Consider the following 23,879-nt stretch of genomic DNA (forward strand, 5'->3'; position numbering starts at 1 on the left):
ACACCCTTTAACTTGGTTTGGCCCGTCCTGACATAACGAGGGGCCGATCTCAACCGGCTCAGCCGGAAACGTCGTCGCTGCCCTGCTCCGCCTCGCGCAGGAGCTGATCCATGGAACGACCGGGTTCATCGCGGCCCGCTTTTCCAACGATTCGCGCCGGCACGCCCGCAACCGTCACCATCGGCGGCACCGGTTTCAACACGACCGACCCGGCCGCCACACGCGAGCAATGCCCGATTTCGATATTGCCGAGAACCTCGGCGCCGGCGCCGATGAGGACGCCGTGACGAATCTTGGGATGACGGTCCCCACAGGATTTTCCAGTCCCACCGAGTGTCACGTTCTGGAGGATCGAGACATCGTCTTCGATCACGGCAGTGGAGCCGATCACGATACCAGTCGCGTGATCGATGAAGATCCCCCGTCCGAGAGGCACGGCCGGATGAATATCAACCTGGAAAACTTCCGAAGCCCGGCTTTGCAGGTAGAGCGCGTAATCCTTGTGACCTTGCTGCCAAAGCCAATGCGCCAGCCGGTGCGACTGGATCGCGTGGAAACCTTTGAAATAGAGCACCGGCTCAATCAGCCGTTCACATGCCGGATCGCGGTCATAAACGGCCATCAGATCGATGCGCAGAACCTCCGACAGTTCCGGCTGATCCTCATACATCTCACCGAAAGACCGGATAATTTGTCCTGTCGAAATGCCGGGATGGCGCAGCCTGTCACCGACACGATGGGCGACCGCATCCTCCAGCCGCGGATAGTTCAAGATCGTCGAATAGATGAAGGCGGCCAGCACGGTCTCGCGGGCGACAATGTCTTCGGCTTCGCGGCGAAGCTGAGCCCAGACCGGATCGACCGTTTCGGCTCCCGAGCTCAGGCGGGTTTGTTCGACAGCCATATCGGCTCCTCTCGCTACGTCACGATCCGGTTGTCCGGCGCCCGGATATCTGGTGCGGCGCGCTCAGTTTGCCAGAGAGATCATGCAGGCTCTCTCTGCCGTCACCACCGCTCCCGCGGGCCACGCACCGTGTTATATAGCTTCCAATGAAAATCAGCATATGCTGGCCCGACCCGGGGTCAACAGCTCCCTGACATGATCGGCGCCGGTTCGCACCGTTTGCCCACCACTCTCGGACGCCGCTAGGCCACTTTGCGAAGGCTCTCCAGGAACTCCAAGACCGCCGCCTTGGTCGCCTTGTCCCCAACCGCGCGCATGTGGTCACGCCGCGGGATGATCGCCGTCTCGGCGCCGGGGATGAGTTTTGCCAGCGCTTCCGGATCGCCGGCCACCTCATCCTCAGACCCCACAACGATGAGCACAGGCATGGTGAGCTTGCCAAGCATGTCGGGAGTAAGGTTTTCGCGGCCGGCCTCCATACAGGCGGCAAGCGCCAGGAGATCCGACCCGGTCTGTTCGGCGAAGACACGAAATCCTTTTGCGGTTTCGCCAACGACTTCTTCCATGGAGGCAGCACGCATGCCGGCTGCAACGTCATCGGCCTCGCCGAATCCCTGGACGAGCTGATCTCCGAGCCCGCCGATGATGAGGGCTTCGACCTTCTGAGGCGCTCCGACGGCAAGGTGCGTCGCGATCCGCGCGCCCATCGAATAGCCCATCATGAGGGCGCGTTCGATGCCGAGATGATCGAGAAGCTCCAGCATGTCCCGTCCCATCCGCTCCATGCCGTAGGCATCGGCCGAATGCGGCGCGTCGGACCAGCCATGCCCGCGATTGTCAGGCGCAATCACGCGATATCCGGCCTCATTGAAGGCCTGCACCCAGCCGGTGGACTGCCAGTTGACCCGATGGCTCGAAGCGAAGCCATGGATAAGGAGGAGTGGTTCGCCCTCTCCCTGGTCGAGATAGGCGATGGCAAGGCCGTCTGACGTTTCAAAGGAGGGCATGAGATTGATGGACGTGTGAATGGATCATGCCGCCGCTTAGCCCCTCATGCTGCGGACGGTCAACGCGAAGCACAAGCGGACATCTCGACGAGCCGGCATTTTGGCGTTGGCCCGCCGCCCTTGCACGCCTATGTTCCGCAAACCGACAACAACGCACAGGACGAGTGACGATGGCGGAGAACGTGGTTCCGCATTTTCATAATACCGGCGGAGTGGAGGCGATTTCTGTGGGCGCCAGCGAGTTCATGTGCATCGGCGCGCTGCCCTCGTTCGACCATCCGCACGTTTTCCTCGACATGGGCGACGAGCACGAAATCATCTGCCCGTACTGCTCGACCCTCTACAAGCTCGATCGTTCGCTCAGCCCCAAGCAGGCGCGGCCGGCCGAAGCCGTTTACCAGGAATGAGGCTGCAGGGGAGCATGGGCACCCGCCCCTGCCCTTCCTTATAAGATGCGTGTCGCCGTCATCGGAGCCGGCATCTCCGGCCTGACTTTCGCGCTTTCGCTGGCACGCAAGGGCTTCGAGCTCGATCTCTTCGAGCGTGCCGAAACGTTGGAAGAAGTGGGCGCCGGCATCCAATTGTCGCCCAACGCCTCTCGCCTTCTCCTCGCGCTCGGCCTGGGGGAGGAATTGAGGAGATGCGTCGTTGCGCCCGATAAGCTGCAGATCGGCAACGGTCAGCGCCTCAACCTTCTGGCGGCCCTGCCCTTGGGAGAATGGGCGCAGGCGCGCTACGGCGCGCCTTATTGGCTCGTTCATCGCGCCGACCTGCAGGACGTTTTGCTGAAGGCGGTTCGCAAAGAGGCCTCGGTGCGCCTTCATCTCGGCGCAGGTGTGGAGGCTTTTGACGCGCAAGAAAGCGGTGTCGCCTTCGAGGCTGCAGGTAAGGAAAATCACGCCGATCTCGTCGTCGGTGCAGATGGCCTTCGCTCGGTAGTTCGCCGAAAGCTCGTCTCAGGGGCTGAGCCCTCCCCCTCGACACATGTCGCCTGGCGCGTGAGCATCGACGTCGCGGCCGCACCCGACTGGCTCGACACGAGCTGCACCACGTTATGGATGGGCCCCGGCTGGCACGTCGTTCACTATCCGATCAGGCGGGGCGAGCGCCTCAACATCGTGGCAATCGAGCCGCAAAAAGCGACCGGACCATCGGGCCCTGTACTCTTTCATGCGGCATCCGAAATCGCCACGTTCTTCGCCTCTGAAACCCTGCGCGAGAAATGGCTGCCCTGGCCGCTCCAAACCGTCGACCCGAGCCTTGCCTGGGCAAAAGGTCGTGCCGTTCTCCTCGGCGACGCCGCCCATGCCATGCTGCCGACGGCCGCCCAGGGAGGCGCGATGGGGATCGAGGATGCAGCGACGCTTTCCGCCGAGCTCGCGCGCGACGGAGCGCTGGCTGGGCAACTCGCCCGTTACGAGCTCGCGCGCAAGCCACGCGTCCGTAAGGTTGTATCCATGGCGGAGAGCAATCTCCAGATTTACACCATGCCCAGTCTCGTCGCGGGCCTCAGGAACACTGCGCTTCTGGCACTTCCCGGCGAAGTTTTGATGCGCCGCCAGGATTGGCTATATTCTTTTACCGCCTAAGCATTTCGGCGAGTTATACATCTCCGCAATCGGAACCCGATCGACCACTTAACGTTGTCGGGTGGTAACGGCCGCGCGAACGGCTTCCACACACATCCGCGCGGCCTCAATAGCATCCGAGATGCAAGGAGATTACTATATGATCCGCACATTGATGGCGAGTACGGCGATTGCCGCACTGTTGACCACCGGCGCGATCGCCCAGACGCAGCCGGCCAATCAGAACGAGACCACGCAGGCTCAGTCGACCACCGAGGGCGTCAAGACGCAGCAGAAGCAGGGCGAAGATCTCGCCTCCTCGTGGATGGGCCAGACCGTCTACTCCTCGGCCGGATCGGACGCTGAAGAAGTCGGCGACATCGACGATCTTCTCGTCGACGAGAACGGCAATATCACCGCGGCCATTATCGGCGTCGGCGGCTTTCTCGGCCTGGGCGAAAAAGAAGTCGCCCTCGACTACGATCAGTTTCAGGTGACACAGGACCAGAACGGCGAAATGCGCCTGGTCGTGGATGCCACCGAAGAAGAGCTGAAGAACGCTCCTGAATTCCAGGAGAATGACAATCAGCGCAGCTACGCGAAGATGCAGAAAGACGGTGGCACCGACAGCGCGAGCTCCACGGATGCCTCGTCGACGACCGCCTCTTCGGCTGGCGCTGCAAGCGGGTCCATGACCAAGGATCAATCGCAGCAGGCCGCCTCCAGCACCACGACCACGAACGACAGCGCCACAAATAACAGCGCCACAAATAACAGCGCGATGAGCGGCCAGGATCGGCAGACGGCGTTTGCTCAGCCGGAGCAGGGCGAAACGCGCCTGAGCGACTGGATTGGTCGAGAAGTGTACTCGTCCGCGAGCGGACAGGGCGCAATGGGCGCAGGTTCAACCGACAGCGATGCTCGCCAGCGCCAGCAGCAGGCTCTGCAGAACAACACTGACAGCGGTCAGGCGAGCGGTGCTATGGGCGAGCGCGACACCATGGCGAGCGGCGAACCCGTCACCGACATGCAGGATCGCGTGAAGACCGACGCCTCCGGCCAGACGACGGCCATGGGCACGAGCGAAACGGCGTCCGGCGACAGCACTGATCAGCAGATGGCGACGAATCGTCCGGCTTCGGCAACAGGCGATGCAGCGACGGGCAGCAATGCTGGCCAAAACGAAACACTCGCTGCAAATCCGAACGATCAGCAGCAGAGCGTGGGTGAGATCAACGACGTCATTCTTGCCGACAACGGCAAGATCGATTCGATCGTGATCGACGTCGGCGGGTTCCTCGGCGTAGGCGAGAAGCCTGTGGCCGTCAAATTCGACCAGGTCGAGATGACCCAGGCCTCGAACGAGAATGAGCCTCGCCTCACAATCCCGATGACGCGCGCCGATCTGGAGAACGCGCCGAAGTGGGATATGTCCGACCAGGAAGGCAATGTCGCCAGCAACACCAGCGACATGAATGGCGATACGACGGGCTCGCAGACCGCTCAGAACAGCCAGTCAGACACCACCAAGTCGGGCATGAAGGAAAGTGCTGGCGCAGGCTCCATGACCACCGCTTCGCGTGATCAGAGCGACATGGGCTCCAGCAAGTCCACTCCGGGCGGTGCACAGCCCAGCGGAATGAGCGCTGAGGACATCATGGGCGCGACCGTCTATGGCAGCAATGATGAGAGCGTCGGTGATATCGACGACGTGATCGTCGGCCAGAATGGCGATGTCCGTGCCGTGATCATTGATGTTGGCGGCTTCCTGGGTATCGGCGAGAAGCCGGTGGCGGTCGAGTACGATACGCTCAACGTCCAGAAGGACGCGAACGGCGAAACCCGCTATTCGATCAACGCCACCCAGAATCAGCTGGAAGATGCGCCGGAATACGAAGACGCGCAGTAAGCTCCCAGCGTTCACTCAGACAGATGCGACCCGTCGGCTCCGGCCGGCGGGTTTTTCTTTGTCGGACTGCCGAGGGGCAGCTCAGCCCCTTCCCTCTCCAGAGAGTATGGGGGGAGCCTGAGCGGTATTTGGGAGAACGCTCCCGACATCGACTGAGCGGCCGCGCGGCCTTCACCGGTCATAACGGCGAGGTGATGCAGCGCGACAGAGGAGATCGCGGGTTGGTGCGGGCGGCGGGACTCGAACCCGCATGGTTTTCCAACCGAGGGATTTTAAGTCCCTTGCGTCTACCTGTTCCGCCACGCCCGCGTGCGGCTCTTTGCCTAGCCGCGCTTATGACAGCCGGCAAGAGGCGTATCTCACCAGCGCCAGAAGGCCGGGTCGAAAAGCACCAAGACCGTAAAGAGCTCCAGCCGCCCAAGCACCATCGCAAAGGTCAGTGCGATCTTGGCGGCATCGGGAAGCGAAGAGAAATTGCCGGCCGGGCCCACGATCTCGCCAAGTCCAGGACCGACATTGCCGACCGCGGTCACAGCCGAGGAAATGGCGGTGATGAAATCGAGACCGAGCGCCGCCAGGATCATCGTGATGATCACCGTGGTTCCGACATAAAGTGTCAGGAAGGCCAGAACCGAAGGCGGAACATCGGCCGGGATACGACGACCGGCATAACGCAGGGGATCGACGCGCGAAGGATGGGCGAGAAGCCTGATCTGGCGGCGAATGATCTCCCAAAGGATGACGAGACGGTAGATCTTGATGCCGCCGGCCGTGGAGCCGGTGCAGCCCCCCACATAGGTGAGCACGAAAAAGAGTCCGACCGAAAAGGTGCCGAGCTGCGTGTAGTCGAGCGAGGCATAGCCGGTGGTCGTCACCACGGAAACGACGTTGAAGGTGGAGTGGCGCAGCGCCTGGCCGAACGTGAACTCGCCCGTCAGCGTCAGCTGGACGGCAAGACCCGTACACACGATCAGCAGGAGACCGACGAGCGCAAGCACCTGCGGATCGCGCACGATCTCGTAAGGACGACCACGCAACGCGCCGATATAGGCGACGAACGGCATGGCCCCCGCCAGCATGAAGAAGCTTCCGGTCCAAAGAAGCTCCGGATTGTCGCCGAAATAGCCGAAGGATGCGTCGTGGGTCGAAAATCCGCCGGTCGAAAGCGTCGTCATCGCATGGCAGATCGCATCGAAGAAGGTCATGCCGCCGGCCGCATAGGCGAGCGCGCAGAGGAGCGTCAGCCCGACATAAATTCCGCCGATCCAGGCGGCGAGATCGAACGACTTCGCCAGCACCTTCTCCGAGCGATCGGAGCTCTCGGCATGGAACAGCTGCATACCGCCGACCTTCAGGAACGGCAGCATGATGATAGCCATGACGACGATGCCGACGCCGCCGATCCATTGCAGGAGCGAGCGCCAGAGATGGATGCCGGGCGGCAGGCTGTCGAGGCCTGTGAGGACGGTGGAACCCGTCGTCGTCATGCCGGAGACCGTCTCGAAGAACGCATCGGCATAATCGACATCGAGGCCAAGGAACGGCAGGGCCGCAAAACCCGGCAGCACGAACCACAGAACGGTGGTGAGAATGAAGGCCTGCTTGAGATTGAGGCCGAGCGGCTCTTCCTCGCGCCCCGCAATGGCGAAGACCGCGCCGACGAGCGCCGTCACCACGCCTGAGAGCGCAAACACCATCCAATCCGGATTGCCGGCCGAAAGATCGACGAGGGCCGGCAGAATCATCACCACGCCGAGCGCCACCAGAAGGAGGCCGGTTATCGCCAGGATAGGTTGATACCGAAGCAAGGTGTCGCCTGCGCCTGTGGCGTCAGCTGGGTGCGCCGGAAATCGGCGGCTGGAAGCTCAGCCCCAGATCCCACGGGAAATAAATCCAGGTATCCTGGGACACTTCCGTAACGAACGTATCGACCAGCGGGCGCCCTTTGGGTTTTGCATAGACCGTAGCGAAATGCGCATCCGGTAACATTTCTCGCACGATGGCGGCCGTCTTTCCGGTATCGACGAGGTCGTCGACGATCAGAACGCCCTTGCCGCCGGCGCCACCGAGATGGCGCACCTGTTCCGAAATCGGCTTCAGGACCTCGGTCGTGCCCTGCGTCTTGTAGTCGTGATAGGACGCGACGCAGACTGTCTCGATCAGCCGGATTTCAAGTTCGCGCGACACCACGGCCGCCGGCACGAGTCCGCCGCGCGTGATGCACACGATCGCCTCGAAGGGGCCAGCGCCGGCGAGCCGCCAGGTCAGCGCCCGCGCGTCGCGATGAAACTGCTCCCAGGAAACCGGGAAGGCCTTTTCTTGCACCATATCTCTCTCGTTCTTTCCGGCCTCTTATCCGCTTTGCAGGCGGCTTTCCACGGCCTCGGCCGCCTTTTTTAGCGCGTCGGCATCGCGCGAGCGGATCACGATGCGGGTCGTGAAGCGGCTCCCGTCCTGGTAGGGGTAGGATCCGAAACGCACCTCAGGGTGCTCGTCCTGAAGATCGGAGAGCCAATCTGCGATCTCTCCTTCCCCGCGTCCTGCCTCGATCGTCACAGACATGATCTTCGCGGCATGCGGCAATGTGGGCGCAAGTGCCGCAAGCATCGCCTCCATCACGGCCGGCACGCCCGCCATCACATAGACGTTGCCGATCTTGAAGCCGGGCGCGCCCGAGACCGCATTGGCGATGAGGTCGGCGCCTTCCGGTGTTCGCGCCATTCGAAGACGCGCCTCGTTGAGCTCCCAGCCGCGCGCCTCGGCCCGCTCCCGCAAGATCCGAACCGCCTCGGGATGATGAATGAGCGGACGATCGAACGCGCTTGCAACTGCATCGGCGGTGATATCGTCGTGCGTCGGCCCGATACCGCCGGAGGTGAAGACGATGTCGTACGCTGCCGACAGCGCCTGCAGCGCCGCAACGATCGCGTGCTTCTGATCGCCGACGATCCGCACTTCCTCCAGGTCGATACCGAGGTCGGTGCAGAAATCGGCGAGCGTGCCGATGTTCTTGTCCTTGGTGCGGCCCGACAGGATCTCGTCGCCGATCACCAGCATGGCTGCCCGGGGTGCAGCCCCGGTCGGATGTGCGGTATTCGCTTCGATCTCGCTCATTGAGACTGAGTGCCCTTTGTCGTAGCTGCCGGCAAGTCCAATCTGGCTTGCCGCCGGCCCCTTCCCCATATGGAAGCCGAAATGCTCCATCGCCCCTTTAAAAGGGGCGCCTCAATCGGCTAGCTTGTCGCCGAATAAGGACGGTTCCATCCTATGCAGAACGCACTTTCAGGCCAGCGCGAAAAGGCCTCCATCCATACCTACGGCGAGGAAGGTTTTGTCGGCATGCGCCGGGCCGGTCAGCTCGTCGCGACTTGCCTCGATGAATTGACCGAGCGCGTCAAACCGGGCGTCACCACTCAAGAGCTCGACGATTTCGTTTACGATTTCGCGCTTCAGCATGATGCGCTTCCGGCAACGCTCAATTATCGCGGCTACCGCAAGGCCTCGTGCATCTCGCTCAATCACGTGGTCTGCCACGGCATTCCCAACGACAAGCCGCTGAAAGAGGGCGACATCGCCAATATCGATGTCACCTTCATCCTTGATGGTTGGCATGGCGATTCAAGCCGCATGTATGCGGTCGGCCAGATCAAGCGGGCGGCTGAACGGCTGATGGAGGTCACCTATGAGTGTCTCATGCGCGGGATCGACGCCGTCAAACCCGGGGCGACGCTCGGCGATATCGGTCACGCCATCCAAAGCTACGCGGAAGCCGAGCGCTGTTCGGTCGTGCGCGATTTCTGCGGCCACGGCGTCGGGCTGGCCTTCCACGAACCGCCGAACATCCTGCATTACGGGCGTCCCGGCGAGGGGCTAGCGCTCGAACCTGGGATGATCTTCACGATCGAGCCGATGATCAATCTCGGCCGCCCGCACGTCAAACTCTTGAACGACGGTTGGACGGCTGTCACCCGTGACAGGTCTCTCACCGCACAATACGAGCATTCCGTCGGGGTAACTGAGGACGGGGTGGAAATCTTCACACTGTCGCCGGCCGGCTACGGCCGGCCCTGAGACGTCCGTGGGCTTTGATTTCGAAGAGGCCGGCCCTGCCCGGATCCATTATCACGGCCACCGAGACCGTCTGCGCAGCCGTTTTCGCGAGGCAGGAGCCGACGCGCTGGCGGATTACGAGCTTTTGGAGCTTGCTCTCTTTAGCGCCCTGCCCCGGCGCGACACGAAGCCGATCGCCAAGGCTCTGCTCGCCACCTTCGGTTCGCTCGGCGAAGTTCTGGCCGCGTCGCCGACACGCCTGAAGGAAATCGACGGCGTCGGCGACGCCGTCATCCTGCAGCTGAAATTGATGCGCGCCTTCGCCGAACGTCTTGGTCGTCACGAAGTCAGAAGCCGTCAGGTTCTGGGCTCCTGGTCGACGCTTCTCGACTATTGCCGCACGGCAATGGCGTTTGAGGATCGCGAGCAGTTCCGCATCCTCTTCCTCGACAAGAAGAACGCACTCATCGCCGACGAGGTGCAGCAGAGGGGCACGGTCGATCACACCCCGGTCTATCCCCGCGAAGTGATGCGCCGCGCTCTCGAACTCTCGGCGACCGCCCTCATTCTGGTCCACAATCATCCGTCCGGCGACCCCTCACCCTCTCGGGCCGACATTCAGATGACGAAGACGCTCATCGACGTCGGCAAGCCTTTGGGGGTGACTGTGCACGATCACATCATCATCGGCCGTGACGGCCATGCGAGCTTTCGCGGCATGGGGCTGATGTAGCGGCGGCTTGCGCCGTGCTCACAAAATCCCGTTCGCACGCTGCAATTCGCGCACATAGTCGGCGATCTTACCCACCTCGGCCTGAGACAGGCCTTCCACCGGCGCCATGTCGCCGAAGCCCCAATGATGCGCGCTCACGCCCCGAGCAACCGCGAGCTGGAACGCCTGATCGCTGTGATGTTCAGGCGCGTAGACCGCATGCACGAGCGGCGGGCCGGCTTCCGTCCCGGCGGCACTCTCGCCATGACAGGCGACGCAGTTCTCTTCAAAGAGCGCCCTGCCCGTCTGAGCGTCGGACGAAAGCTCCGGCACTTTGACCTCCGCGACCTGGACATCGCGGTTGCCCGGCACGAACGCCCGGATGACGAGGAAAGCGGCGATCGCAAACGCCAGGACGACGAAAGAGATCGCCTTCGACGTCACGTCCTGTCCCCGGCCAGATCCTTGAGGATCGGGCAATCCGGACGATGGTCGCCATGGCAGGCCTCGACGAGGCTCGACAGTGTGTCGTGCATCGCCTGAAGTTCGGCAATCTTGCGCTCGATCTCACTGATATGGCGGATCGCGATCGCCTTCACATCGCCACTCGCCCGGCAGCGATCTCCGTAAAGAGACAGGAGCTGACGGCATTCCTCGATGGAAAACCCCAGCGAGCGTGCTCGCGCCAAGAATTGCAGATTGTGGACGTGGGTATCGGAATAGTCGCGGTAATTGTTGCCGCGCCTGTCCGGCTGTACGAGACCGATATCCTCGTAATAGCGGATGGTTTTTGGGGGCAGGCCGGAGGCCTGCGCCGCATCGCCGATATTCATGCGCCAACTCCCACGATTTCCCGCTGGATAAGGGTTCCAGCTACTGGAAAGTCAAGGGAAGGCCGAGCGCCCGATTCCTCGTCGGGCTTTTAATTGAGCCGCCCTTCGAAGGCCGCGAGACGCCATTCCGACGGCTTGATCAGACGCTCATGCGCAATTTCCACGGAATGGATGGCCGCATCGATCTCGCGTCGCCAATAATCGAGGAAGCGTTCCAATCGCGGATGGTCAGGCGCTAAGTCGTAGAATTGCCAGACGAAGCTTTGAATGAGCTTCGGACGCTCCGGCATGTAGTAGAAAACACTGGCGGTCGTCAGGCCATAACCGGCGAGCTGGCGGCCGAGATCACTCTCCTCGCTGTTCTGCTGCATGCTCTCCTCCTGGGTCAGGAGGTGCAATGATTGCGTCTCAGAGATTAAAAGTCTACTAGCCCTTGGTCGAAATCATACGCTTGAACAATGACTTAGCAGCCTTCACTTAAGAGTGCTGCCAGACTTCGTCTCATCCTCGGGCGCCTGGATCGAGGCGATATAGCCGAGGATGTCGTCGATATCGGCGGGCGGCCAGCGGAACTCCGGCATGGCCGGATGGCCGGTCACGATGCCCTCCGCGAGCGCTTCCCATAAGGTGTCGATCGGATAGCGCTCGGACAGGTCGCGAAAGGCTGGTGCGGGCGGCATCGAGCTCGTGCCCGTCAATCCGACGGCGTGACAGCGGGCGCAATATTCCTCCGCCAACGCTTCGCCGCGGGCGATGTTCTGGCCCGCAGCGCCCTGCGCGGTTGCCAGCAAAAGCATGCCCGCAAATGCGATCGATCCCCTCATGAGCACAGGATAGCCGCAGCTCCGACCCGCGCCATGACCAGGATCAACCCCCGCGCGCCGGATCGATCACGCCGCCGGCGGCCTGAAGCGCCTCGGGCGTGTCGACGTCGAGCCGCGCAGCCGCGCCGATCTCGACCTCAAAGACGTCGTCGGGATAAAGCCCGATCACATGCCGGCCGCCGGTATCACCACTCACTTGCAGGAGCTCGCCAAAATAGCGGCGCGCCCACAGAACCGGATTGCCGCGTTTTCCCGAGGCGGTCGCAAGCACGATGCTGCGGCCCGCTTCGGGCTCGAAGGCGGCGAGCATCTGGCCAAGCGCCTCACGGGTCAGGCCCGGCATATCGGCAAGCACGATGAGCGCGCCCGACACGTCTTCGGGTAAGGCGCGCAACCCCACCCGCAGAGAGCTCGCAAGGCCTTCGGCAAAATCCGGATTGTGGACGGGGCGCGCTCCGCTTCCTTGAAGCGCCTCTTCAACCGCCTCACGCATATGGCCGGTCACCACCACGACCTCCGAGACACCGGAGGCTGCGACCGTCTCCACCGTGCGACGCACGAGCGGCACCCCATCGAATCGGGCAAGAAGCTTGTTCGGCCCGCCCATACGCCGCGAACGGCCGGCCGCCAGCACGATGGCGGCGACACCGCCTTGACCCTCGGACGGCTGGCGAGGCTGCGGCCGCGACACGATCTCAGACAACAGACCCCCGACCCCCATACCCATGATGTCTTCAGGCTTGACCTCAAGTCCGGCCAGGAAACGATTCAGCACGAAGTCGAATCCGTTCTCCTTCGGGCTGCGGGCGCAGCCGGGAGCCCCGATCACCGGGCGGCCGCCGAGCTCGCCCATGAGGAGAAGATTGCCGGGATCAACCGGCATTCCGAAATGCAGAACGCGACCGCCGGCCATGCGGAGCGCGGCCGGGATAATGTCGTTCTGATCGGTGATCGCGGACGCCCCGAAAACGACGATGATATCCGCACCTTCCGATGCCGGCTCCCTCAATGCCTCCGCCAACGCCTGGGTCGCATGCGCGACGCGCGTCTCGTCGGTGAAGCTGGCACCGGCTTTCTCGAGCCGGGCTTCGAGCACCCGTCGCGTCTTGTCGAGCATCTTCGCCTGCGTCGATGGCAGGCATGTCGCCACGAGACTGACCCGGCAAGGGCGGAACGCCGCCACCGACAGGGGCGGCTCATGGCTCTCAAGAAGCCTCTCGGCCGTTGCGAGAACCTCCTCGGAAAGTGCAAACGGGATGATCTTCACCGTCGCGACCATACGGCCCGCTTCCACCGCTTCGAACGGCGCGAGCGTCGCCACCGTCAGCCCTGGATCGATCCGGTTGAGCGCGTTGATCAGGTCTTTGCCGACTCTAAAGACTCCAGATACTTCGGCGTGAAGGTTGCAGCGCCCTGTGAACGGCGCCTCGATGCGGAGATGGCCGCCGGAAATCGCGCGGGCGATGCGTTCGGCGGCCTGATCTTCATGGATATCGCCGGCATCCAGCCGCGCGGCAACGATGTCCGACACTCCGGCAGCTTCAAGCCGTGCAACGTCCTCTGCACTCAGCCGCGCGCCCTTCTTCAGCGAGAGGTCGCCTACCCGGATCTTATGGGCCAGGATCGCACCTTCGGCCTCCACGATCGCGATCGAACCGAACTTCAAGCGGCCTCTCGCGCCGCCGACGGGCCCTTGCGGAGCGTCGCGATCACTTCCGCCAGAACGGCGACGGCGATTTCAGCAGGCGAAGCCGCGGCGATGTCGAGACCGATCGGAGCATGAATGCGCTCGACATCGGACGCACCGACGCCTGCCTCCAGAAGCCGCTCCACGCGCTTGCCATGCGTCTTCCGGCTGCCGAGAGCCCCGACATAGAAGCAGCCGGCGGCAAGCGCCTCCCGGAGCGGGAAATCGTCGATCTTCGGATCATGGGTGAGCGCCGCGACCGCCGTATAGGCGTCAAACGGGATATTTTTGAGCGCCTCTTCAGGCCATTCGGCAATGAGCGAAACATCCGGAAACCGCTCTTGCGTCGCAAAGGCCGTGCGCGGATCAATGATCGTGACGTCGAGACCGGCAAGTTTCGCCATCGGCGCCAGCGCCTGACTGATATGCACCGCACCGATCACGACGAGCCGCGGCGGCGGCACCGCGACCGTCAGAAAGGTGTGCCCATCCTCCAGCATCCCGGAGCGGCCGGAGCGAAGGCGCCGTGAAATCTCCTCGGCGAGCGGATCTCCCGCAGCCTCGCTCTCTTTGACGAGACGTGCCTCGCCGCTTGCCGTATCGGTGATGAGGATGGCGGCGCGGCGGGCGGCGCGCTCTTCGTTGAGCGCCTTGAGAAGCGACAGCTCCATCATGCCACCGGTTCGACGAAGACCCGGATCCGGCCCCCGCAGGAAAGGCCGACCCGCCAGGCCGTCTCGTCGGCGACACCGAACTCGAGCATTTTCGTGGCCCCGGTCTCGAGAAGCTCCAGCGCTTCGCCGACGACGGCGCCTTCGACACAGCCTCCCGAGACTGAGCCTTCGAAATTGCCCTCTTCGTCGATGACGAGGTGGCTGCCGACAGGCCGCGGCGCCGACCCCCAGGTCTCGACGACGGTTGCGAGCGCCACCTTCCGCCCTGCCTCGCGCCAGGCTTCAGCGGTGGCCAGCGCGTCGCGTTCCAACATCTCTGCCATGGTCCTCTCCCTCAGGCGGCCCGTCTCAATGCCGGGCGCGGCCTCTTGGCCGGTGTCGACAAGGCCTTCACCAGATCCTCGATTGCTTCCAACGAATGCACCGGCCGAAAGTCATCGACATGGGGCAGGATCGCGCGAATGCCACGAGCCTTGGCTTCGAAATGCTCAAAACGCAGGAGCGGATTGAGCCAGATCAGGCGACGGCAGGAGCGGCCGAGCCTCGCAGCCTCTGCCGCGAGATCCGCCCCCTCCTCGCGCTCCAACCCATCGGTGATGAGAAGCACGGTCGCGCCCTGCCCGAGCACCCGCCGCGACCAGTCGCGGTTGAAGACATGCAGCGCATCGGCGATGCGAGTGCCGCCCGACCAGTCGACAACCGCCTCGGAACAGCCCGCAAGCGCCTCGTCCGGATCCTTGTAGCGCAGCTGCCGCGTCACGTTGCTGAGCCGCGTGCCGAAGAGGAACGAATAGACCTTTCGGCGCGCCGACAGCGCATGCAGGAAATGCAGCATCACGCGGGAATATTCGCTCATCGAGCCGGAAATGTCGGCAAGCGCCACGAGCGGGGGCTCCTGCACTTTGCGCTTGCGCGCCTGCGGCAGGATCAGATCGCCGGCCGAACGCATGGTGGCACGGACCGTGCGGCGCGGATCGACCTTGCCCCGTGTCGCAGCAACAAGCCGCCGGGTCACGATCTGATCGTGGGGAAACTGCAGAGAGGCGAGCGCACGCATCGCGGAGGCGATCTCCTCGGCGCTCATCTGCGCGAAATCCTTGCGGCGCAAAATCTCCTTCTCGCTCACCGTCATGCGTGCATCGATCTCGATTTCGGGAAAGACCTCTTCCTCGCGGCGCTCTTTCAGCGCCTGCATCGCCTCCTCGACGCGCTGCTGCCCAGGCTTCGGCTTTTCGGTCTCCGCGGGCCGTGGCGGGGCCACCGGCGACAAGAGCTCGAGCATCTTCTCCACGAGCCCGCGCTCGCGCCAGAACAGCTCGAACGCTTCATGGAAGACCAGGCGATCGGCACGCTTGTTCACGAAAACCGCATGCAGGGTCCAATAAAAGTCGTCGCGCGAAGAAATGCCCGCCACCTCGACCGCACGGATCGCATCGACGACCGCGGCGGGGCCGACCGGCAGGCCCGCGCGTCGCAGCGCCCGGGCAAAATAGACGATGTTGTCGGCGATTTTGCCGCCTGTCTCCGCCACGGCGCTACCCGTCCCTCATTCGGCAGCCGCCAGCTCGGCCCGCGCCTCGTCCAGAAGCTGCTTAGAACGGCTTCCCTCGATCCGGCCGATATCGTCCTGGTATTTGAGAAGCACGCCGAGCGTGTCGGAAATCGCCTCCGGATCGAGCGCCACCATATCGAGCTCGGTGAGCGCACTCGCCCAATCGAGCGTCTCCGCAACGCCCGGCTTCTTGAACAGATCTTCCCGGCGCAGCCGCTGAACGAAGCCGACGACCTCGCGGGCAAGCCGCTCGCGAACGCCCGGCACGCGCTCGTTGACGATACGCAGTTCCCGCTCGGCGTCCGGATAATCCACCCAATGATAGAGGCAGCGCCGCTTCAAAGCGTCGTGGATCTCACGTGTGCGGTTGGTGGTAACGACGACGACCGGCGGTTCGGGCGCGCGGATCGTCCCGATCTCTGGGATCGTGACCTGATTGTCGGACAGAACTTCCAGGAGAAAGGCTTCGAATGCCTCGTCGGCACGGTCGAGTTCGTCGATGAGAAAAATCGGCGGCCCGTTCAGATCCGGCTCCAACGCCTGCAGGACCGGGCGCTTGATGAGAAACCGCTCGGAGAACACATCCTCCGCAAGCATGCGGCGGTCGCTGTCGCCGGCGGCCTCGGCTAGCCTGATCTCGATCATCTGCGCGGTGTAATTCCACTCGTAGACGGCGCTCGCGACGTCGAGGCCTTCATAGCATTGCAGCCGGATCAGGCGGCGATCGAGCGTCTGCGACAAGACCTTGGCGATTTCGGTTTTGCCGACGCCAGCCTCGCCCTCCAGGAAAAGCGGACGGCCCATCTTGAGAGACAGGAAGAGGACGGTCGCGAGGGAACGGTCAGCGACATATCCGGCACCGTTCAAAAGCTGGAGCGTCTCGTCGATCGATTGCGGCAATGGTCGGACGGACATGGGGCTCCCTTTAGCTTGGGCTCTAGCTATCAGTATAGATCAAGCCGCTCCCCAGACCATCCGCCTGATGAAAACGCCCTCCGCGCCTTTCCTCTGCCGCAGGCGAAGCCTAAGTCTGCGACCGGCCCGAGCGACGAGAGGAATCGTTTCACCGGCGGCTGAAAGCGGAATCAAACTCTCAGACCTGCCCGCCAAACCCCTCTTGTTCCACGACAATCGCGCAAAGGAGAATCCGAATGCCGTTTTGGGAGTTAAGCGATGGAGCCCGCATCTGGTATGAGGAAGCCGGCAACCGCTCGGCGCCGCCCCTCGTCTTTTCCAATTCGCTCGGCACCAATCTCGCCATGTGGGACGCCCAGGTCGACGAGGCGGAAGGCGATTTTCGGGTCATCCGCTACGACCAGCGTGGCCACGGCCGCTCACCCGTGCCGGCAGAAGCCTTCTCGATGGAGCGCCTCGGCCAGGATGTGGTCGAGCTCTTGGACTCGTTGAAGATCGACAAGACCGATTTCTGCGGCCTCTCCATGGGCGGCATGACCGGCATCGTCCTGGCGCGCGATCACCCGGCGCGATTCGGCAAACTCGCTTTGTGCAACACCTCCGCCCACATGCCGCCGGCCGACCTCTGGAACGAGCGCATCAAGGCCGTCACTGACAACGGAATGGAAGCCCTGGTCGACGGCGTCACCGAACGCTGGTTCACAGCCACCTTTCGCCGCGACAATCCGGAGGAAGTGGAGCGCATCGCAGAGCAGATCCGGGCGACCGAACCTGATGGCTATGCCGCCTGCTGCGCCGCGATCCGCGACATGGATCTGCGTCCCACCCTGTCCGCGATCAAGGCGGACGTTCTCATCCTCATCGGCGACAGCGACCCGTCGACACCTCCTCAGGACGGCGAACTTATTGCCGACAACATCGCAGGTGCTCGCAAGGAGATCGTGCATGCAGCGCATTTGTCGGCCGTCGAAGCGCCGGCGGAATTTAACCGCGCTGTCTTCTCGTATCTGCGCGGAAACTGATCGAAGGCCTCCACGAATGCCGGGGCTCGCGACCTCGGGGCTTGCGAAAACCGCAGGCCCCGTACTGCACAAAGGACCAGCCCGGAATATTCACCGACCGCCTTCCCGGGCTCTATGGCCGATCGGCAACACCGTTTCGTGAACTGCACCTCGGCAGGCTCGTTCAATTGACGCCTGATCCTGCGGGGAAGATAGCTGCCCTCGATTGCGAAGTTCGCGGAAGCTCGAGGTGATTTGGATGCGTGGTCTTGGAACAGCCGTTTTCGGCATGGTCGTCCTTGCAGGCCCCGCTCTCGCCGCCGATCTTCCAGAAGCGCCCGCACCCTATGTTCCGGTCACATCTCCAGTGTCCGTGTCGCAATGGGAGGGTTTCTACACCGGCATGCATTTCGGTTGGTCGTCGGACAATATCGACGGTCGGACCCCCGCCGGCACCGACTTCTCCATGAGCGACCATGGCGGTTTTTCCGGCGGCGGACTGCGCGGCTACAACTGGCTCTTCGGCAATGTCGTCCTCGGCCTGGAAGGTGACATCACCATCCACGAGACCAAGACGGAAAATGCGTCCGTCTCCATTGGCAGCGATTACATCTGGGATGCCGGCGTCTATGGACGCCTCGGCTATACGTGGGGCCGCTTCATGCCGTACGTCATGGCCGGCGGCCGCGTGGCCGAGATCCATGGCCATTCGCTCGCGCCGATGACCCAGGGCGACGTGACCCGCCATCTCGGCTGGTCGGTCGGCGCCGGTCTCGAAGTCGCGGTCTTTTACCCGATCCGCCTGCGCGCCGAATACCTCTACACGAAATTCGGCGCCGAGGATTACGTCTTCAGCGGCGGCTCGACGGAGTTCGAGCCGGAGGCCCAGCAGTTTCGTGGCGCCATCATCTTCGCTCTCGGCAACGGCTTTAAGGACTATCCCGAAAGCTTCCTGACGAGCGCAGGCAACACCTGGTCGGGCTTTTACGGCGGCGCGATGATCAGCGCCGCGATGCTCCAGGACGACGCGGAGATTGCCGGCCTCGGCAGCGACGACGCGAGCGACACAAGCCTCGGCACCGGCATGTTCCTCGGAGCAAACTACCAGTTCGGCAATGTCGTCACTGGCTTCGATGCCGATCTCAGCCTGCGCCAGGGCGAATCCAGCGCAACGATTGCTGGCGTGACCCTCGACAAGGAGCCGATGTGGGATGCGCATGTGCGCGGCCGTATCGGCTATGCCTGGGACCGGTACCTGCCCTACATCGCCGGCGGCTTCGCCATCACGCAGGTCCACTTCCAGCAGGACGGCACCTCTTCGCTCAATGTCGAGCCGGCGAAAGGCTGGACGATCGGCGCGGGCGTCGATGTTGCGATTACCGATCACGTGTTTGGGCGGCTCGAGTATCTCCACGACGAATTCGAAGACGTGACCGGCGACATCCTCGCAGGAGCGGCGAGCTTCGAACCCTCTGTAGACACGGTTCGCGCCGGTATCGCCGTTCGTCTTCCATAATCTGAATATTTCAGACTTTCGTCGAAACCGTCACACCGTCCACAGCCACATATTGTGCACAGTGTGACGGCTTGCTAAACGATTGACCTCTTTGGCGTTCGAGTGTTCCGCACTCGATCGTGTGCCGATAATAAAATAATGGCCATAAGAGGGGTACAATTAAAGAACGATGGAATATTTCGTTCAGCAGCTGATCAACGGCGTCACGCTCGGTTCGATCTACGGCCTTATCGCCATCGGCTATACGATGGTCTACGGCATCATCGGCATGATCAATTTCGCCCATGGCGATATTTTTATGGTGAGCGCATTTATCGCTCTCACCGTTTTCTTGATTATGCTAGCAATCGGAGTGACGGCTCTGCCGCTCATCCTGCTTGCAGTCCTCATCATCTCGATGATCTTCACCTCGGTATGGGGATGGACGGTCGAGCGCATGGCCTACCGGCCGCTTCGCGGCTCCTTCCGCCTGGCGCCGCTCATCACGGCCATCGGCATGTCGATCACGCTGCAGAACTTCGTGCAGCTGACGCAGGGCGCGCGCGTCAAGCCGCTGCCGCCGCAGATCACCGGCGGCATCACCCTGATGCAAGGCGATGCGGAGACCGGCAGCATCGTGGTGCAGCTCTCCTACATGCAGATCATCATCATCGTCACGACCGTCGTTCTGATGGCAGGCTTCTCGATGCTGATCTCCAAGACCTCGCTCGGACGCGCTCAGCGGGCCTGCGAGCAGGATGCCAAGATGGCGTCGCTGCTCGGCGTCAACGTTGACCGGACGATCTCTTTGACCTTCGTCATGGGCGCCGCCCTTGCGGCCGTCGCGGGCGTCATGTTCCTGCTCTACTACGGCGTGATCGACTTCTACATCGGCTTCATCGCCGGCGTGAAAGCCTTCACAGCGGCCGTTCTGGGCGGCATCGGCTCTCTGCCCGGCGCCATGCTCGGAGGCCTCGCCATCGGTCTCATCGAGACCTTCTGGTCGGGGTACTTCTCAGTCGAGTACAAAGACGTGGCGGCGTTCTCGATCCTGGCGATCACGCTCATCTTCCTGCCCTCCGGGCTCCTCGGCAAACCGGAAGTCGAGAAAGTCTGACATGTCCAACATAAACCAGGCAGGCAGCGCCGACGAACAGCAGGCGCCAGGCGCCTTGGTGGAGTGGGAACAGCGCGTCGCCGGCTATGCCGGTGAGCCCCCCTTCGTCGAAGAACCGCAGCGTCTTTCCGCAATCGCCGCTGCCCTGAAGGATGCCGCCATCGCCGCCGCGATCGCAGCAGCTCTCTTCCTCTTTTTCATCGGCTTCCGCACCGACATCGCGATCGGTGGACTGGACCTGACCACCCGCTGGCAAGCCTTTGGCACCGCCATCGTCGTCGTCTTCGTCGGTCGCCTCCTGTTTCGCATCCTGCTATGGCGGCCGGCCACCAAGGCCGGAACGAGGCCGCTTCTTCTGCGTGCCTTCGGCTCCGGCGAAGGCACGCCCTTATCTGAGCATTTCGCCCGCCATTCGAAGTCGGTCGGCGTCGTGGCGCTGGTGGCGGCGGTCCTCTACCCGGTCATCATCCTCGCGCTCTTCCCGATGAAGGATAAGCAATTCATCGATCTGGGCGTGCTCGTTCTCACCTACATCATGCTCGGCTGGGGGCTGAACATCGTGGTGGGCCTCGCCGGCCTCCTCGATCTCGGTTACGTCGCCTTCTACGCGGTGGGCGCCTATTCCTTCGCTCTCTTCGCCCAGTTCTTTGAGGTCGGCTTCTGGTTCGCCCTGCCGATCGCGGGCATCCTGGCGGCCTGCTGGGGCCTCATTCTCGGCTTCCCGGTGCTGCGGCTCAGAGGCGATTATCTCGCCATCGTCACACTCGCTTTCGGTGAGATCATCCGCGTCGTGCTGTTGAACTGGTACACCTTCACCGGCGGGCCGAATGGCATTTCCGGCATTCCCGATCCGACATTCTTCGGCCTGGAATTCGCCCGCGGCGACGACAACCTGCCCGGCCTTCTCGGGATCGGCTACGATTCCGCCTACAAGCAGGCCTACTTCTTCTACATCATTCTGGCGCTTGCCATGATCACCAACCTGGTGACGCTCAGGCTTCGCAAACTCCCGCTGGGGCGTGCCTGGGAAGCGTTGCGCGAAGATGAGATCGCCTGCCGCTCGCTCGGCATCAACACCACCAATACGAAGCTGACGGCCTTCGCCATCGGCGCCATGTTCGGTGGCTTCGCCGGCGCCTTCTTCGCCACGCGTCAGGGCTTCATCTCGCCGGAAAGCTTCACCTTCATGGAATCGGCACTGATCCTCGCGATCGTCGTGCTGGGCGGCCTCGGTTCGCAGATGGGCGTCGTCATCGCCTCCATCGTCATGATCGGCGGCTTCGAGCTCTTCCGTGACTTCGCAGAATACCGCATGCTGATCTTCGGTCTTCTGATGGTGATCATCATGGTCTGGCGTCCCCGCGGCCTCATCGCCACGCGCGAGCCATCCGCCATTTTGAAGGAACGTCAGACGATCAGCGCCGATATGGTCGCTCAAGGTGAGGGCCACTGATGTCTGCAAGCATCAAAGACAATGTCAGCGAGCCGGGACGCTGGGACGAAAGCCCGGTCCTCACGGTCGAAAACCTGACCATGCGTTTCGGCGGCCTGGTGGCCGTCGACGATCTCTCCTTCAATGTCGGTCGGGGAGATATCACCGCCCTCATCGGACCGAACGGTGCCGGCAAGACCACGGTCTTCAACTGCGTCACCGGCTTTTACAAGCCGACCGAAGGGCGCATCATCATGCGCCACGGCAGCGCCATCTCCGACGCGGAGGTCCGCAAGCTGACGGAGAGCGGCGAGCAATCGATGAGCACCGCCGAGGGAGCGATCTTCCTGCTGGAGCGGATGCCCGATTTCTGCATCTCACGGGATGCAAAGGTCGCCCGCACCTTCCAGAACATCCGCCTCTTCGGGGGCATGACGGTTCTGGAAAATCTTCTCGTCGCCCAGCACAACGCGCTGATGGCCGCGTCGGGATTCACCATCGGCGGGATCTTCAACCTGCCGGGGTTCCGCAAGGCAAGGCAGAAGTCGATCGACAAGGCCGTCTATTGGCTGGAGCACATTCGTCTCAAGGAGCGGGCCGACGAGCCTGCGGCCGCCCTGCCCTATGGCGACCAGCGCCGGCTCGAGATCGCCCGTGCGATGTGCACCGACCCGCAGCTTCTCTGCCTCGACGAACCGGCCGCGGGACTGAACCCGCGTGAATCGAGTGAGCTCAACGAACTTCTTCAGTTCATTCGCTCGGAAGCCGGCACGTCGGTTCTCCTCATCGAACACGATATGGGCGTGGTGATGGAGATCTCCGACCATGTCGTCGTGCTCGATTACGGCGAGAAGATTTCCGACGGCTCGGCCGATTACGTCAGGAACGATCCCTCGGTGATCGCCGCCTATCTCGGCGTCGAGGACGAGGAGGTCGCAGAGGCTGAAGCCGAAGCGGCAGCCGCCGCGGCAGCCGCCGCGGCAGCCGCTTCGGCGGCCGGCCAGACGATGTCTGGCGGCGAGCCCGCAGGCGAGCAGGAGACGAAGCCATGACGGCCCAAAATCCGCTTCTCGCCGTTGAAGGCGTCGAGACCTATTACGGCAACATCATCGCCTTACGCGGCGTCGATATCGCGGTTTTCGAAGGCGAGATCGTCACGCTGATCGGTGCCAACGGCGCCGGCAAGTCCACCTTGATGATGACGATCTGCGGCAACCCGCAGGCTCGCAAGGGGCGCATCGTCTATGATGGCGAGGACATCACCCACCTGCCGACGCATGACATCATGCAGCGCTCCATCGCACAATCTCCGGAAGGTCGTCGCATCTTCCCGCGCATGACGGTGATGGAAAATCTGCAGATGGGCGCTCTCGTCACCGACGGTGCGAGCTTCGATGCCGATCTTCAGCGGGTGTTCGATCTTTTCCCGCGCCTAAAAGAGCGTCAGCATCAGCGCGGGGGAACGCTGTCCGGTGGCGAACAGCAGATGCTCGCGATCGGCCGCGCCTTGATGAGCCGGCCTCGCCTGCTGCTTCTCGACGAACCCTCCCTCGGCCTCGCGCCGATGGTGGTCAAACAGATCTTCGAAGTCATCAAAGATCTGAACCGAGAAGAGGGCCTGACCGTGTTCCTCGTCGAGCAGAACGCGTTTCACGCGCTCCGCCTCGCCCATCGCGGCTATGTCATGGTCAACGGACAGATCACGATGTCGGGCACGGGGGCAGAGCTTCTGGCACGGCCTGAAGTTCGTGCGGCCTATCTCGAGGGCGGCAGAAAAGAGGCGGCCGAATGAACCTGATCTGGGAAGTTTCGCTTACGGAATTTGCGCTCGTCACGCTCGTGCTCGGCGGGCTTGCGGCCTGGATGACGGGGCGCGCCGTCGCGCTCACCTGGGGCTCCTGGCAGCGTCTCGCCATCTACATTGCGCTTCTGTCTCTGGCAGTACGCTTCATCCATTACAGCCTGTTCGGCGGCACGTTTCTCTTGCCGCCCGCAGGCTTTGCGACGGCTCTTCACTATTATGTCGTCGACTTCATCGCATTGATGCTGATTGCAGCCGCGGCCCGGCAGATGAATCGCTCGCACCAGATGAGCGAGCAGTATAGTTTCCTTTACGACCGTTCAGGGCCTTTTGGCTGGAGACGCAAGGTCTAGGCCTGGAGCCGGATGCCGGCAAAAGCCGTACCATCGGGAAGGAAA

Annotated in this window: 26 protein-coding genes and 1 tRNA gene; 12 read left to right on the forward strand and 15 right to left on the reverse strand. The window is 62.7% G+C overall.

All coding sequences use genetic code 11. The features are described from left to right. Nucleotides 1–58: 58 nt before the first annotated feature. Together cysE and BLP76_RS17260 are read right to left on the reverse strand one after the other, a co-directional pair. A complete protein-coding gene (gene cysE, locus BLP76_RS17255) occupies nt 59–904 on the reverse strand; it encodes a serine O-acetyltransferase (protein WP_092816238.1) in 846 nt (281 codons plus the stop codon). A 242-nt stretch (nt 905–1,146) separates the two neighbouring features. After that, on the reverse strand, nt 1,147–1,911 hold the full coding sequence (locus BLP76_RS17260; RefSeq protein WP_092816240.1) for an alpha/beta fold hydrolase: 765 nt from the start codon (nt 1,909–1,911) through the stop codon (nt 1,147–1,149). A gap of 170 nt (nt 1,912–2,081) precedes the next feature. Between BLP76_RS17260 and BLP76_RS17265 the strand changes: the two genes are divergently transcribed. The 3 genes from BLP76_RS17265 (at nt 2,082) to BLP76_RS17275 (ending at nt 5,388) form a co-directional block, all read left to right on the forward strand. Beyond that, entirely contained in the window at nt 2,082–2,318 is a 237-nt protein-coding gene (locus BLP76_RS17265) for a zinc-finger domain-containing protein (RefSeq protein WP_092816242.1), read from the forward strand. Nucleotides 2,319–2,363: 45 nt separating this feature from the next. After that, nucleotides 2,364–3,500 carry an FAD-dependent monooxygenase gene (locus BLP76_RS17270; protein ID WP_092816244.1) on the forward strand — a complete coding sequence of 379 codons (1,137 nt, stop codon included), beginning with the start codon at nt 2,364–2,366 and terminating at the stop codon, nt 3,498–3,500. A 139-nt stretch (nt 3,501–3,639) separates the two neighbouring features. Further along, the gene (locus BLP76_RS17275; RefSeq protein WP_170130557.1) at nt 3,640–5,388 is read left to right on the forward strand and encodes a PRC-barrel domain-containing protein; all 1,749 of its coding nucleotides are present in this window, start codon (nt 3,640–3,642) and stop codon (nt 5,386–5,388) included. A 222-nt stretch (nt 5,389–5,610) separates the two neighbouring features. Here BLP76_RS17275 and BLP76_RS17280 read toward each other — a convergent pair. The 4 genes from BLP76_RS17280 to BLP76_RS17295 form a co-directional block, all read right to left on the reverse strand. Next, a tRNA-Leu gene (locus tag BLP76_RS17280) sits at nt 5,611–5,697 on the reverse strand. 50 nt (nt 5,698–5,747) lie between these two features. After that, nucleotides 5,748–7,196 carry a TrkH family potassium uptake protein gene (locus tag BLP76_RS17285; RefSeq protein WP_244514652.1) on the reverse strand — a complete coding sequence of 483 codons (1,449 nt, stop codon included), beginning with the start codon at nt 7,194–7,196 and terminating at the stop codon, nt 5,748–5,750. Nucleotides 7,197–7,218: 22 nt separating this feature from the next. Next, entirely contained in the window at nt 7,219–7,716 is a 498-nt protein-coding gene (gpt, locus tag BLP76_RS17290) for a xanthine phosphoribosyltransferase (RefSeq protein WP_092816248.1), read from the reverse strand. Nucleotides 7,717–7,740: 24 nt separating this feature from the next. Continuing rightward, the gene (locus tag BLP76_RS17295) at nt 7,741–8,502 is read right to left on the reverse strand and encodes a competence/damage-inducible protein A (RefSeq protein ID WP_244514653.1); all 762 of its coding nucleotides are present in this window, start codon (nt 8,500–8,502) and stop codon (nt 7,741–7,743) included. A gap of 153 nt (nt 8,503–8,655) precedes the next feature. Between BLP76_RS17295 and map the strand changes: the two genes are divergently transcribed. Both map and radC read left to right on the forward strand, forming a co-directional pair. After that, nucleotides 8,656–9,459 carry a type I methionyl aminopeptidase gene (gene map / locus BLP76_RS17300; RefSeq protein ID WP_092816250.1) on the forward strand — a complete coding sequence of 268 codons (804 nt, stop codon included), beginning with the start codon at nt 8,656–8,658 and terminating at the stop codon, nt 9,457–9,459. Nucleotides 9,460–9,466: 7 nt separating this feature from the next. Then, nucleotides 9,467–10,171 carry a RadC family protein gene (radC, locus tag BLP76_RS17305; protein ID WP_244514654.1) on the forward strand — a complete coding sequence of 235 codons (705 nt, stop codon included), beginning with the start codon at nt 9,467–9,469 and terminating at the stop codon, nt 10,169–10,171. Nucleotides 10,172–10,189: 18 nt separating this feature from the next. On the opposite strand, the gene BLP76_RS17310 is transcribed toward radC, so the two are convergent. From BLP76_RS17310 to BLP76_RS17350, 9 genes are all read right to left on the reverse strand, one after another. Continuing rightward, nucleotides 10,190–10,594, reverse strand: coding sequence for a c-type cytochrome (locus BLP76_RS17310; RefSeq protein ID WP_092816254.1), 405 nt, complete (start codon nt 10,592–10,594; stop codon nt 10,190–10,192). Continuing rightward, nucleotides 10,591–10,983 (reverse strand): Cu(I)-responsive transcriptional regulator, encoded by a 393-nt coding sequence (gene cueR / locus BLP76_RS17315; protein ID WP_092816256.1) that lies wholly within the window; start codon nt 10,981–10,983, stop codon nt 10,591–10,593. Before cueR ends, BLP76_RS17310 begins: the two co-directional genes overlap by 4 nt. A gap of 89 nt (nt 10,984–11,072) precedes the next feature. Further along, complete coding sequence (locus BLP76_RS17320; protein WP_092816258.1) at nt 11,073–11,354, reverse strand: usg protein; 282 nt, start codon at nt 11,352–11,354, stop codon at nt 11,073–11,075. 102 nt (nt 11,355–11,456) lie between these two features. Continuing rightward, a complete protein-coding gene (locus BLP76_RS17325) occupies nt 11,457–11,780 on the reverse strand; it encodes a c-type cytochrome (protein ID WP_244514655.1) in 324 nt (107 codons plus the stop codon). A 70-nt stretch (nt 11,781–11,850) separates the two neighbouring features. Next, nucleotides 11,851–13,473 (reverse strand): NTP transferase domain-containing protein, encoded by a 1,623-nt coding sequence (locus BLP76_RS17330; protein ID WP_092816262.1) that lies wholly within the window; start codon nt 13,471–13,473, stop codon nt 11,851–11,853. Continuing rightward, nucleotides 13,470–14,165, reverse strand: a complete 696-nt coding sequence (locus BLP76_RS17335; RefSeq protein WP_092816264.1) for an XdhC family protein — start codon at nt 14,163–14,165, stop codon at nt 13,470–13,472. Before BLP76_RS17335 ends, BLP76_RS17330 begins: the two co-directional genes overlap by 4 nt. Continuing rightward, entirely contained in the window at nt 14,165–14,491 is a 327-nt protein-coding gene (locus tag BLP76_RS17340; protein WP_420867637.1) for an XdhC family protein, read from the reverse strand. Before BLP76_RS17340 ends, BLP76_RS17335 begins: the two co-directional genes overlap by 1 nt. Before the next feature lie 11 nt (nt 14,492–14,502). Further along, entirely contained in the window at nt 14,503–15,699 is a 1,197-nt protein-coding gene (locus BLP76_RS17345) for a vWA domain-containing protein (RefSeq protein ID WP_092816266.1), read from the reverse strand. A 15-nt stretch (nt 15,700–15,714) separates the two neighbouring features. After that, nucleotides 15,715–16,635 (reverse strand): AAA family ATPase, encoded by a 921-nt coding sequence (locus BLP76_RS17350; protein ID WP_092816268.1) that lies wholly within the window; start codon nt 16,633–16,635, stop codon nt 15,715–15,717. A gap of 236 nt (nt 16,636–16,871) precedes the next feature. Between BLP76_RS17350 and pcaD the strand changes: the two genes are divergently transcribed. From pcaD to BLP76_RS17385, 7 genes are all read left to right on the forward strand, one after another. Continuing rightward, nucleotides 16,872–17,657 carry a 3-oxoadipate enol-lactonase gene (gene pcaD / locus BLP76_RS17355; protein WP_092816270.1) on the forward strand — a complete coding sequence of 262 codons (786 nt, stop codon included), beginning with the start codon at nt 16,872–16,874 and terminating at the stop codon, nt 17,655–17,657. Between the two features lie 238 nt (nt 17,658–17,895). Beyond that, on the forward strand, nt 17,896–19,152 hold the full coding sequence (locus BLP76_RS17360; RefSeq protein WP_111328853.1) for an outer membrane protein: 1,257 nt from the start codon (nt 17,896–17,898) through the stop codon (nt 19,150–19,152). Between the two features lie 169 nt (nt 19,153–19,321). After that, nucleotides 19,322–20,248: an ABC transporter permease subunit gene (locus tag BLP76_RS17365; RefSeq protein WP_092816274.1), complete on the forward strand. Its 927-nt coding sequence runs from the start codon at nt 19,322–19,324 to the stop codon at nt 20,246–20,248. Between the two features lies 1 nt (nt 20,249). After that, the gene (gene livM / locus BLP76_RS17370; RefSeq protein WP_092816276.1) at nt 20,250–21,701 is read left to right on the forward strand and encodes a high-affinity branched-chain amino acid ABC transporter permease LivM; all 1,452 of its coding nucleotides are present in this window, start codon (nt 20,250–20,252) and stop codon (nt 21,699–21,701) included. Beyond that, a complete protein-coding gene (locus BLP76_RS17375; RefSeq protein ID WP_092816278.1) occupies nt 21,701–22,732 on the forward strand; it encodes an ABC transporter ATP-binding protein in 1,032 nt (343 codons plus the stop codon). Before livM ends, BLP76_RS17375 begins: the two co-directional genes overlap by 1 nt. Further along, the gene (locus BLP76_RS17380; protein WP_092816280.1) at nt 22,729–23,472 is read left to right on the forward strand and encodes an ABC transporter ATP-binding protein; all 744 of its coding nucleotides are present in this window, start codon (nt 22,729–22,731) and stop codon (nt 23,470–23,472) included. The genes BLP76_RS17375 and BLP76_RS17380 overlap by 4 nt, the downstream gene beginning before the upstream one ends. Further along, nucleotides 23,469–23,834 (forward strand): DUF6867 family protein, encoded by a 366-nt coding sequence (locus tag BLP76_RS17385; protein ID WP_092816282.1) that lies wholly within the window; start codon nt 23,469–23,471, stop codon nt 23,832–23,834. The genes BLP76_RS17380 and BLP76_RS17385 overlap by 4 nt, the downstream gene beginning before the upstream one ends. Nucleotides 23,835–23,879: the final 45 nt, after the last annotated feature.

It is taken from the genome of Afifella marina DSM 2698 (assembly GCF_900102695.1).
GTDB lineage: Bacteria > Pseudomonadota > Alphaproteobacteria > Rhizobiales > Afifellaceae > Afifella > Afifella marina.

Coding starts and splice junctions, on each gene's coding strand:
- cysE (WP_092816238.1), bottom strand. CDS start 904: ATGGCTGTCGAACAAACCCGCCTGAGCTCGGGAGCCGAAACGGTCGAT.
- BLP76_RS17260 (WP_092816240.1), bottom strand. CDS start 1,911: ATGCCCTCCTTTGAAACGTCAGACGGCCTTGCCATCGCCTATCTCGAC.
- BLP76_RS17265 (WP_092816242.1), top strand. CDS start 2,082: ATGGCGGAGAACGTGGTTCCGCATTTTCATAATACCGGCGGAGTGGAG.
- BLP76_RS17270 (WP_092816244.1), top strand. CDS start 2,364: ATGCGTGTCGCCGTCATCGGAGCCGGCATCTCCGGCCTGACTTTCGCG.
- BLP76_RS17275 (WP_170130557.1), top strand. CDS start 3,640: ATGATCCGCACATTGATGGCGAGTACGGCGATTGCCGCACTGTTGACC.
- gpt (WP_092816248.1), bottom strand. CDS start 7,716: ATGGTGCAAGAAAAGGCCTTCCCGGTTTCCTGGGAGCAGTTTCATCGC.
- BLP76_RS17295 (WP_244514653.1), bottom strand. CDS start 8,502: ATGAGCGAGATCGAAGCGAATACCGCACATCCGACCGGGGCTGCACCC.
- map (WP_092816250.1), top strand. CDS start 8,656: ATGCAGAACGCACTTTCAGGCCAGCGCGAAAAGGCCTCCATCCATACC.
- cueR (WP_092816256.1), bottom strand. CDS start 10,983: ATGAATATCGGCGATGCGGCGCAGGCCTCCGGCCTGCCCCCAAAAACC.
- BLP76_RS17320 (WP_092816258.1), bottom strand. CDS start 11,354: ATGCAGCAGAACAGCGAGGAGAGTGATCTCGGCCGCCAGCTCGCCGGT.
- BLP76_RS17325 (WP_244514655.1), bottom strand. CDS start 11,780: ATGCTTTTGCTGGCAACCGCGCAGGGCGCTGCGGGCCAGAACATCGCC.
- BLP76_RS17335 (WP_092816264.1), bottom strand. CDS start 14,165: ATGGAGCTGTCGCTTCTCAAGGCGCTCAACGAAGAGCGCGCCGCCCGC.
- BLP76_RS17340 (WP_420867637.1), bottom strand. CDS start 14,491: ATGGCAGAGATGTTGGAACGCGACGCGCTGGCCACCGCTGAAGCCTGG.
- BLP76_RS17350 (WP_092816268.1), bottom strand. CDS start 16,635: ATGTCCGTCCGACCATTGCCGCAATCGATCGACGAGACGCTCCAGCTT.
- pcaD (WP_092816270.1), top strand. CDS start 16,872: ATGCCGTTTTGGGAGTTAAGCGATGGAGCCCGCATCTGGTATGAGGAA.
- BLP76_RS17360 (WP_111328853.1), top strand. CDS start 17,896: ATGCGTGGTCTTGGAACAGCCGTTTTCGGCATGGTCGTCCTTGCAGGC.
- BLP76_RS17365 (WP_092816274.1), top strand. CDS start 19,322: ATGGAATATTTCGTTCAGCAGCTGATCAACGGCGTCACGCTCGGTTCG.
- livM (WP_092816276.1), top strand. CDS start 20,250: ATGTCCAACATAAACCAGGCAGGCAGCGCCGACGAACAGCAGGCGCCA.
- BLP76_RS17375 (WP_092816278.1), top strand. CDS start 21,701: ATGTCTGCAAGCATCAAAGACAATGTCAGCGAGCCGGGACGCTGGGAC.
- BLP76_RS17380 (WP_092816280.1), top strand. CDS start 22,729: ATGACGGCCCAAAATCCGCTTCTCGCCGTTGAAGGCGTCGAGACCTAT.
- BLP76_RS17385 (WP_092816282.1), top strand. CDS start 23,469: ATGAACCTGATCTGGGAAGTTTCGCTTACGGAATTTGCGCTCGTCACG.